This window comes from Paratractidigestivibacter sp., assembly GCF_052362415.1.
Lineage (GTDB): Bacteria > Actinomycetota > Coriobacteriia > Coriobacteriales > Atopobiaceae > Paratractidigestivibacter.
Map to the genome: position 1 here is coordinate 30,313 of NZ_DAWEMK010000009.1, position 7,765 is coordinate 38,077.

The following is a 7,765-nucleotide window of genomic DNA, read 5'->3' on the forward strand; positions in this document are numbered from 1 at the left end:
AACGATCAAAGGCCAACGTAGCCCTAATCGAATTATGTGCACTCGCGACCGAAAAAAGGAGGGGCGGACCTCAGTCTGCCCCTCCTCGAGTCGCTGTTAGCCGTTCGTCGCCCGACCGCGAGAGCCGCTGCGACCTACTCCGCGTTCTCCTCGGCGATGAGCTTCGCCTTCGAGTCCACGTCCAGGTTGGAGACGCTGTCCTCATACACCTTCTTGCCGGTGGGGTGCTGCTCGAGCCACAGCTTCTCGGCGCGATCCTCCCAGCTCTTGGCGTAGACGGAGGTACGCTGGCAGAGGTGGTCGACGTCCTCGGGCGTCACGTACTCGGTGCACTTGGCATCCGACTCGTGGACGATCTCCGGCAGGATCTCCGGGTTCTCGAGCATCGGGCACGGCTTGAGCATGTTGTCGTTCCAGGGATAATGCTTGCGGTACGCCTGGAAAATCGGCTGCTTCAGGCAGTCGAGCAGCGACTGCTCCTTGATGTTGGCGTTGGAGTAGTGGATGAAGACACACGGCTCCACGTCGCCGCGGGCGTTGATGTGGCAGTAGACGCGGCCGCCGGCGATGCAGCCGCCCACGTACTCACCGTCATTCTGGAAGTCCATGGCGAAGATCGGCTTGCCGCCCTCGACGGCGCGTACCTCGCGGATGCGGTGCAGCATGTACTCACGCTGCTCCGGCGTCGGGCAGAGATCGACGGTCGCGCCCTCGCCCACGGGCATGTAGTGGAAGTACCAGGCCCAGCGGCAGCCCTTGGAGATGATGGTGTCGAAGTACTCATCGGACGAAACCATCTCGGTATTGGCTCGGGTATAGGCGGTAGAGGTGCCATAAAGCAGGCCGTTTTTGTGCATAAGGTCGAAGGCGCGCATGACCTCCTGGTAGGAGCCGTCACCGCGCCGGCCGTCGTTGGAAGACTCGGTACCCTCGAGCGACACGCTGAACACGATGTTGCCGACGCGCTTGACGTCGTCGCAGAACTCCTGGTCGATCAGCGATGCGTTGGTGAAGATGTTGAAGAGGCAGTCGTTGTGCGCCTCCGCCAAGCGGATAACGTCGCGCTTGCGAACGAGCGGCTCGCCGCCGGTGAGCATATACAGGTGGCAACCGAGCTCCGAGCCCTCGGTGACCAGACGGTCCATGTCCTCGTAGGTGAGGTTCAGGCTATTGCCGTAATCGGCGGCCCAGCAGCCCACGCAATGCTTGTTGCAGGCGCTCGTCGGGTCAAAGAGAATGATCCACGGCACGTTGCACTGCTCCTTGGCGGCGTTCGTCGTCGTGTTGCGCAGCCCGCGGAACGCGGCCTCGTAGCCACCGTTCAGGATAGACGTCTTCAGCACGTGGTGATCGGTGTTGTCGATGACGTCCCAGAGGAACTGCTCCCACTTGGAGCCGGGATACAGCCCGTTGCGGATACCGCGGATAGCTCCGGGCGAGGTGTCCTTGAGCAGCTTGCCGGCCATGTCGAGCAGCTTACCGAGGTTCTTCTCGCGGTCGGGGCCGCTGGCGGCCTTGATGATCTGGTCGAGGGCGACGCTGAACGCCTTGCGCTCGGCGGCGTGCGCGATCTTGGACTGCATTGCTTACCTCTCCTCCGTGAACGGGCCTTGGACCCTTCTGGTTTTTTGAACCCGTTTCAAATCACAAATGAATGGTACCCCAGATTCCTTGAAGAATTGCGTGTTTTTTGACCGCAGTTAGATTTTCCGGCAAGAAGAAGCGCGGTCGGCGCCCCATCCGCGCCTTGACCGCAGCATACCCGCAGCGTAGCCCTCGTGTATGCTAGGAAGGCAAATCATGATGAAGGGGACATTCATGGGTTACCGTACATTTACATGCCCGATCGCGCGCGACTGCGGCGGCTGCGAGTGGCTCGCCGTCCCCTACACGATTCAGCTGCGCCGCAAACAGGCCCAGGTCGAGGAGCTCCTCGGGCCGATGATCTCCGGGGACGCGGGTGAACTCCGAGGCATCGTCGGCATGAAGGGCGAGCCCGTCGCGTACCGCCACAAAGCGGCGACCCCCTACGCCCACGCCGGCCGCGGCCGAATTGCCTGCGGCTTCTATGCGCGCGGTACCCATCGCATCGTCCGCTGCGACGACTGCCTGGCCGAGGACCCGCGGGCACGCCATGTGCTCAACGCCGTCGCACGCGTCGCCGCTCGCCAGCACATCCCCGCCTATGACGAGGACAAAGGCACAGGTGTGCTGCGCCACGCGGTCGTTCGCTGCGGTTACGCGACCGACGATGTGCTTCTTACCGTCGTCACCAACGTCCCCGAGCTGCGCCGGGCCGAGAGGTTCGTCGCGGCGATTCGCGAAGAAGCCCCCGAGGTCACGAGCATCGTGCAGAACGTGAACACCCGCCGCACGAACGCGATCCTCGGCTTCAGGAACAAGACCCTCTGGGGCCCGGGCACCATGCGCGACAAGCTTTTGGGCTGCACGTTCGAGATCGGCCCCACGACCTTCTACCAGACGAACCCCGCGCAGACCGAGGAGCTCTACCGACTAGCGATCGAAGGCGCGGGGCTCCGCGGCGGCGAGCGCGTGCTTGACGCCTACTGCGGATGCGGGACCATCGGTATCTGCGCCGCCTCGGCCAACGACGCGCAGGTCATCGGCGTTGAGCGTGTGGAAGGGGCGGTTAAGGCGGCACGTAGGAACGCCAGTATGAACGGCCTTGATGAGAAGTGCTCCTTCGTCGCGGCCGACGCCACCGAGTGGATGGCGCGTGAGGGCCGCGAGCTGAGGTTCGACGTCGTGCTCATGGACCCGCCGCGAGCGGGGTCCACGCCGGAGTTCCTCGACGGCGTCGCGTCGCTCGCGCCCGCTCGCGTGGTCTACGTAAGCTGCAACATCGAGACCCAGGCCCGCGACCTCGAGTTGATTCGCCGCAACGGCTACCGCATCGAGTCCGTGACGCCGGTCGACATGTTCCCTCATACCAAGCACGTCGAGTCCGTCGCCGTGCTCTCGCGCCGGTAGGCGGACAAAACCTAGGGACGCGCAAAACAAGGGGAGGGCACGAGCTTTCCGAAGTTCATCGGGAAGTTCGTGCCCGCCACCATGTTTCTAGCTCACCAGGGGTGTCACAGGAAGCTACAGCCAATGACTGTCACCCAGTGATGCGTGTCCCTAAAAGCTGCATGCAATGACTGTCACCCAGTGTTGGTGGGTTGGCGTTATGCAGGGTCGATGTCAACGCGGCCGTTGTCGCGCAGGTGGACGCGGCCAGCGGCGAGCCAGCCGATGACCTCAGGGTAGAGCTCATGCTCAATGGCGTGGATGTGGGTCTCGAGCTCGTCGACGTCCCAGCCCTCCTCCACCGTGAGCGCGCGCTGGGCGATGATGGGGCCGCAGTCATACTTGTCGTCGGCGAAGTGAACCGTCACGCCCGTGACCTTGACGCCGTAGTCGAACGCGTCCTGGATCGCGTGCGCCCCTTTGAAGCTAGGAAGAAGCGCCGGGTGCAGGTTGACGATCCTGCCCGGGTACGCCTCGAGCAGGGGCTTGCGGACCATGCGCATGTAGCCTGCCATGATCACGTACTCGCAGCCCGCGTCCTTGAGCGCGGTGGCGATCTTGCGGTCGGCCGCTTCGGCGTCGGCGGCGTACTCGGACTTCTCCATGACGAGCACGGGCAGGCCCGCGGCCTGCGCCCGCTCGATGCCGCGCACACCCGGGCGGCTCGAGACCACGAGCGCGACCTCGGCGTTGAGCGAGCCGTTGGCAATGCGGTCGATGATGGCCTGCAGGTTCGTGCCCGAGCCGCTGACGAGCACGCCGATCTTCAGCGGCGCGGTGCTCGGCGCGGCGGCGGCTGGCGCGCCCTCGCCCGCGGCTTCGCCGTTCTCGCCCTCAAGCTCGTCCTCGACGAGGCGGCAAACCCCGCCCTCGCAGCTCCAGTGGCTCATCGGTAGGTCACCTTGCCCTCGCCCGGCACGCACTCGCCCATGACGAACGGCTCGAAGCCTTGCTCGCGCAGACGCCCCTCTACCTCGGCCTGGTCCTCGGGCGCGCAGATGATGCTCATGCCCACTCCCATGTTGAAGGTCTTGTACGCCTCGTCGGGCGTGAGGCCGGCGGCATCGACCATGTACGGGATCACGGGCGGCATCGGCCAGTCGGGGCCGTCCTCGCCGCCGCGGTACACGAGCGCGTCGACGTCGGACGGCAGTGCGCGGTTGAGGTTCTCGGTGATGCCGCCGCCGGTGATGTGCGCCATCGCGTGGATGGGCGCGCCGGCCTTGAGCGCGGCCACGAGGCCGCCGGCATAGATCGTGGTCGGGCGCAGAACGGCATCGGCGAGGGACTCGCCGCCGAGCTCGTCGAGCGGCTCGTTCAGCTCCTCGACCGTCTTGCCCTCGATGGCGACCTTGCGCACGAGCGAGTAGCCGTTGGAGTGGATACCCGAGCTCGGCAGGCCGAGGATGACGTCGCCCGCGTGGACCTTGTCGGGACCGATCATCTTCGGGCGGTCGACCACGCCCACGACGAAGCCCGCGAGGTCATAGTCGTCCGGGTTCATCACGCCCGGGTGCTCGGCCATCTCGCCGCCGACGAGCGCGCAGCCGGACTTCTTGCAGCCCTCCGCGATGCCTCCCACGATCTGCGCGACGTGCTCGGCGCGCAGCTTTCCGATGGCGACGTAGTCCAGGAAGAACAGCGGCTCGGCGCCGATGGGCACGACGTCGTCGACGCACATGGCCACGAGGTCCTCGCCCACCGTGTCGTGCCGGTCGAGCAGCTGCGCGATGGCGAGCTTGGTGCCCACGCCATCGGTGCCGGACACGAGCACCGGGTCCTCCATGTCTTTGAACCCGGCCATCGAGAAGCACGACCCGAACCCGCCGAGGCCGCCGATGACCTCAGGGCGGTTGGTCTCGCGCACGGCGCCCTTGATGGCGTCGACCGCGCGGGCTCCCTCGTCCACGTCCACGCCGGCGTCGGCGTACGTCATGTGCTTGGTCTGCTGATCGTCGGACATGCTAGTTCTCCTTATCCGCCATCTCGAGGACGTCCTCGGGATGCATCTTCGAGAGGTCGCTGGCGGCCTCGAGGTTGTTGGGTTTGTAGCCGGGGAGGAACTTCTCCTCGTAGAACGACTTCGGGATCTCGACCGGGTAGTTGCCGTCGAAGCAGGCCCTGCAGTAGCCGACCTTGGGCACGCATTCCATCAGGCCCTCGATGGAGAGGAACCCGACCGAGTCGGCGCCGATGTGCTCGCGGATCTGCTCGAGCGTCATGTTCGCGGCGATGAGCTGGTCCTGGTCGGCGGTGTCGATGCCGTAGAAGCACGGCCACTTGACCATGGGAGAGGCGCTCCTCACGTGGACCTCGGTCGCGCCGGCGTCGCGCAGGAGCTGCACGATCTGGTTCGACGTGGTACCGCGCACGATGGAGTCGTCCACCATGACCAGGCGCTTTCCGGCCACGACATCGGACAGCGCGTTCAGCTTCAGGCGCACGCCACGCTCGCGGAGCTCCTGGGTAGGCGCGATGAAGGTGCGCGCGATGTAGCGGTTCTTGATGAGGCCCGTGCCGTACGGGATGCCGGACTCCTTGGCGAAGCCCTCCGCCGCGGGACAGCCCGAGTCGGGCACGCCGATGACGAGGTCCGCCTCGACCGGGGTCTCGCGAGCGAGCACGCGGCCCATGTTGTGGCGCACCCGGTAGATGGACATGCCGTCCTTGACGGAGTCGGGACGCGAGAAGTACACGTGCTCGAAGATGCAGTTCGCCTGGCTGCGGGGGCGGCACCCCTGCTGGGAAGAGAACCCGTCGTCCGAGATGCGGATGATCTCGCCGGGGGCGACCTCGCGCACGTACTCGGCGCCGACGGTGTCGAGGGCACAGGTCTCGCTCGCGACGACCCAGCCCGCGTCGCCGGGAAGCTTGCCCAGGACGAGGGGCCGGATGCCGTGCGGGTCGCGGAAGGCGTAGAGCGCGTTGTCGCGCACGAGCACCATCGCGTAGCCGCCCTCGAGCATGCGCATGGTGTGCGCGATGCCCGTGCGCAGGCTGTGGCCGCGCTGGGTAAAGAAGCCGATGAGCTTGGCCGCGACCTCGGAGTCGGTGTTCGACCGGAAGGGCACGCCCATCTCGATGAGCTCGTGGCGCAGGCTGTCGAAGTTCACGAGCGTGCCGTTGTGCGCGAGCGCGATGATCACGTCGTTGATCATCGAGAGGTGCGGCTGCGCGGACTCCCAGCCCTTCGCGCCCGCGGTGCCGTAGCGGCAGTGGCCGCAGGCGACCTTGCCGGGCATGGCCGCGAGATCGGCGTCGGTAAAGACCTGCGTGACAAGGCCGAGGTCCTTGCGCACGAGAACCGTCTTGCCGTCGCCGACCGCGATGCCGGACGAGTCCTGGCCGCGATGCTGCAGCGCGTGCAGCGCGAAGTAGGTCATGCGCGCCACATCGTGTCCGGGAGCCCAGATGCCGAAGACGCCGCACTCCTCATGGAGCTTGTCGTCCTGCTGCCCGGGCTCGGGGCCGTCTAGATGTTTGAGCTTCTCTGACACGAAGTTCATTTCCTCTCTCGAGCGTCGGGGGTGTGCTTCTTGCCGTCGTTGCCCGCCTAGGGTTATTGCGCAGATTGGACATCCTTAGGAGTGCAGACAAGGACCACACGGCCTGTTTCGTTGCCGGTATAGCTGCAGGTACACAGCGAGAGCACGTTGTTCGCCGCTTGGATGCGCGCATCGGCGTCGGCGGCCTTGGAGCTCGCGCGGGCGGCGAGGTCGGACAGATAGCTGTGGAAAGCGTCCGTGGAATCAAAGGTGAACCGGCGGACGTTCTCGTCCTCGCCGTCCGTCTTGTACGCAAAGAGGGGCGCGAGCTCATAGGTCGCCTGCTCGGTCACGTACCAGACGGTCTTCACCGAGTCGAACATGCCCTGGTTCTCCATGTCGGCGACGGTCTTGAACATCGCTCCGTTGTAGAGGTGGTGGCCGTAGATGATGGACTGCGCGTCGATCATCCCAGGAGATGCGTTCTGGGCGTCAAGGAAGATCTGGCCGCCGATGGAGTAATTGCCCTCGGCGTCGGTGTGCAGGTAGGCGTCGTTGTCGGCACCCTGGTAGACCGGATAGCTGACGTTCGTGCCCGGGATCTGGACCCAGGCGACGACCTGCGGGTTCACCGCCTTGAGGGCCTCCCAGTCCACCTGCGGGGGCTCATTGCCGGCGTCGTCGACCTTGGCGTAGACGGAGAGCTTCTGGTTGATCTCGTCCTGCTTGTGGTACTGGTACTGGTTGTAGGCGTACATGCCGCCAGCCGCCAGGAGCAGGCAAATCCCGACCACGAGCAGCACGCACGAGATGACCCGCGCGCCGCGGCGCTTCGGGTCGCGGCGGCCTTTGATGTCGTAGGGGTCGGTATCGATGTAGTCCCCCTTGCGGCGACGGTCGCGCTTGCTGCCGCGGCCATCGCCTGCGCTCTCCACCACGCTTTTGTAGCCGACAGCCTGCGTCGGCGTGCTCGCGTGGCGGTTTCCCGCCGGGGCGTGGTAGGACTCGTCCCCTCCGCGCGTGCGGCGCGGGACAGCGGGCTCTTCCTGTTTCCCGAAGTGGGTGGCCATGGCCCTAAACCTCGGCCATCTTCTGCTTCAGGTCCTCGATCGCCTGGCGATACTCGGGCATCGTCGCGCCGAGGATCTGGGTAGCGTAGATAGCCGCGTTCTTGGCGCCGTTGATGGCGACGCAGGCCACGGGGACGCCAGAGGGCATCTGCACCATGGAAAGAAGGGAGTCCATGCCTC

7 protein-coding genes are annotated in these 7,765 nt (G+C 65.6%); 1 reads left to right on the forward strand and 6 read right to left on the reverse strand.

The genetic code is table 11. The features are described from left to right. Positions 1-134: 134 nt before the first annotated feature. The gene (locus ACT84W_RS02010; RefSeq protein ID WP_444328028.1) at positions 135-1,583 is read right to left on the reverse strand and encodes a radical SAM protein; all 1,449 of its coding nucleotides are present in this window, start codon (positions 1,581-1,583) and stop codon (positions 135-137) included. A 235-nt stretch (positions 1,584-1,818) separates the two neighbouring features. Between ACT84W_RS02010 and rlmD the strand changes: the two genes are divergently transcribed. Then, complete coding sequence (rlmD, locus tag ACT84W_RS02015; protein ID WP_444328029.1) at positions 1,819-2,991, forward strand: 23S rRNA (uracil(1939)-C(5))-methyltransferase RlmD; 1,173 nt, start codon at positions 1,819-1,821, stop codon at positions 2,989-2,991. Between the two features lie 197 nt (positions 2,992-3,188). On the opposite strand, the gene purN is transcribed toward rlmD, so the two are convergent. The 5 genes from purN to ACT84W_RS02040 all read right to left on the reverse strand — a co-directional run. Next, on the reverse strand, positions 3,189-3,920 hold the full coding sequence (gene purN / locus ACT84W_RS02020; RefSeq protein WP_444328030.1) for a phosphoribosylglycinamide formyltransferase: 732 nt from the start codon (positions 3,918-3,920) through the stop codon (positions 3,189-3,191). Then, entirely contained in the window at positions 3,917-4,993 is a 1,077-nt protein-coding gene (gene purM, locus ACT84W_RS02025) for a phosphoribosylformylglycinamidine cyclo-ligase (RefSeq protein WP_432290628.1), read from the reverse strand. Before purM ends, purN begins: the two co-directional genes overlap by 4 nt. Position 4,994: 1 nt before the next feature. Then, on the reverse strand, positions 4,995-6,527 hold the full coding sequence (purF, locus tag ACT84W_RS02030; RefSeq protein WP_444328031.1) for an amidophosphoribosyltransferase: 1,533 nt from the start codon (positions 6,525-6,527) through the stop codon (positions 4,995-4,997). A 62-nt stretch (positions 6,528-6,589) separates the two neighbouring features. Beyond that, positions 6,590-7,585 carry a class B sortase gene (locus ACT84W_RS02035; RefSeq protein WP_444328032.1) on the reverse strand — a complete coding sequence of 332 codons (996 nt, stop codon included), beginning with the start codon at positions 7,583-7,585 and terminating at the stop codon, positions 6,590-6,592. Between the two features lie 4 nt (positions 7,586-7,589). Next, on the reverse strand, positions 7,590-7,765 hold a 176-nt coding region (locus ACT84W_RS02040; protein WP_444328033.1), incomplete at its 5' end, for an AIR carboxylase family protein.

Excerpts from the sequence above, each read along its gene's own strand:
- ACT84W_RS02010 (WP_444328028.1), bottom strand. The coding sequence starts at position 1,583 with ATGCAGTCCAAGATCGCGCACGCCGCCGAGCGCAAGGCGTTCAGCGTC.
- rlmD (WP_444328029.1), top strand. The coding sequence starts at position 1,819 with ATGGGTTACCGTACATTTACATGCCCGATCGCGCGCGACTGCGGCGGC.
- purN (WP_444328030.1), bottom strand. The coding sequence starts at position 3,920 with ATGAGCCACTGGAGCTGCGAGGGCGGGGTTTGCCGCCTCGTCGAGGAC.
- purM (WP_432290628.1), bottom strand. The coding sequence starts at position 4,993 with ATGTCCGACGATCAGCAGACCAAGCACATGACGTACGCCGACGCCGGC.
- ACT84W_RS02035 (WP_444328032.1), bottom strand. The coding sequence starts at position 7,585 with ATGGCCACCCACTTCGGGAAACAGGAAGAGCCCGCTGTCCCGCGCCGC.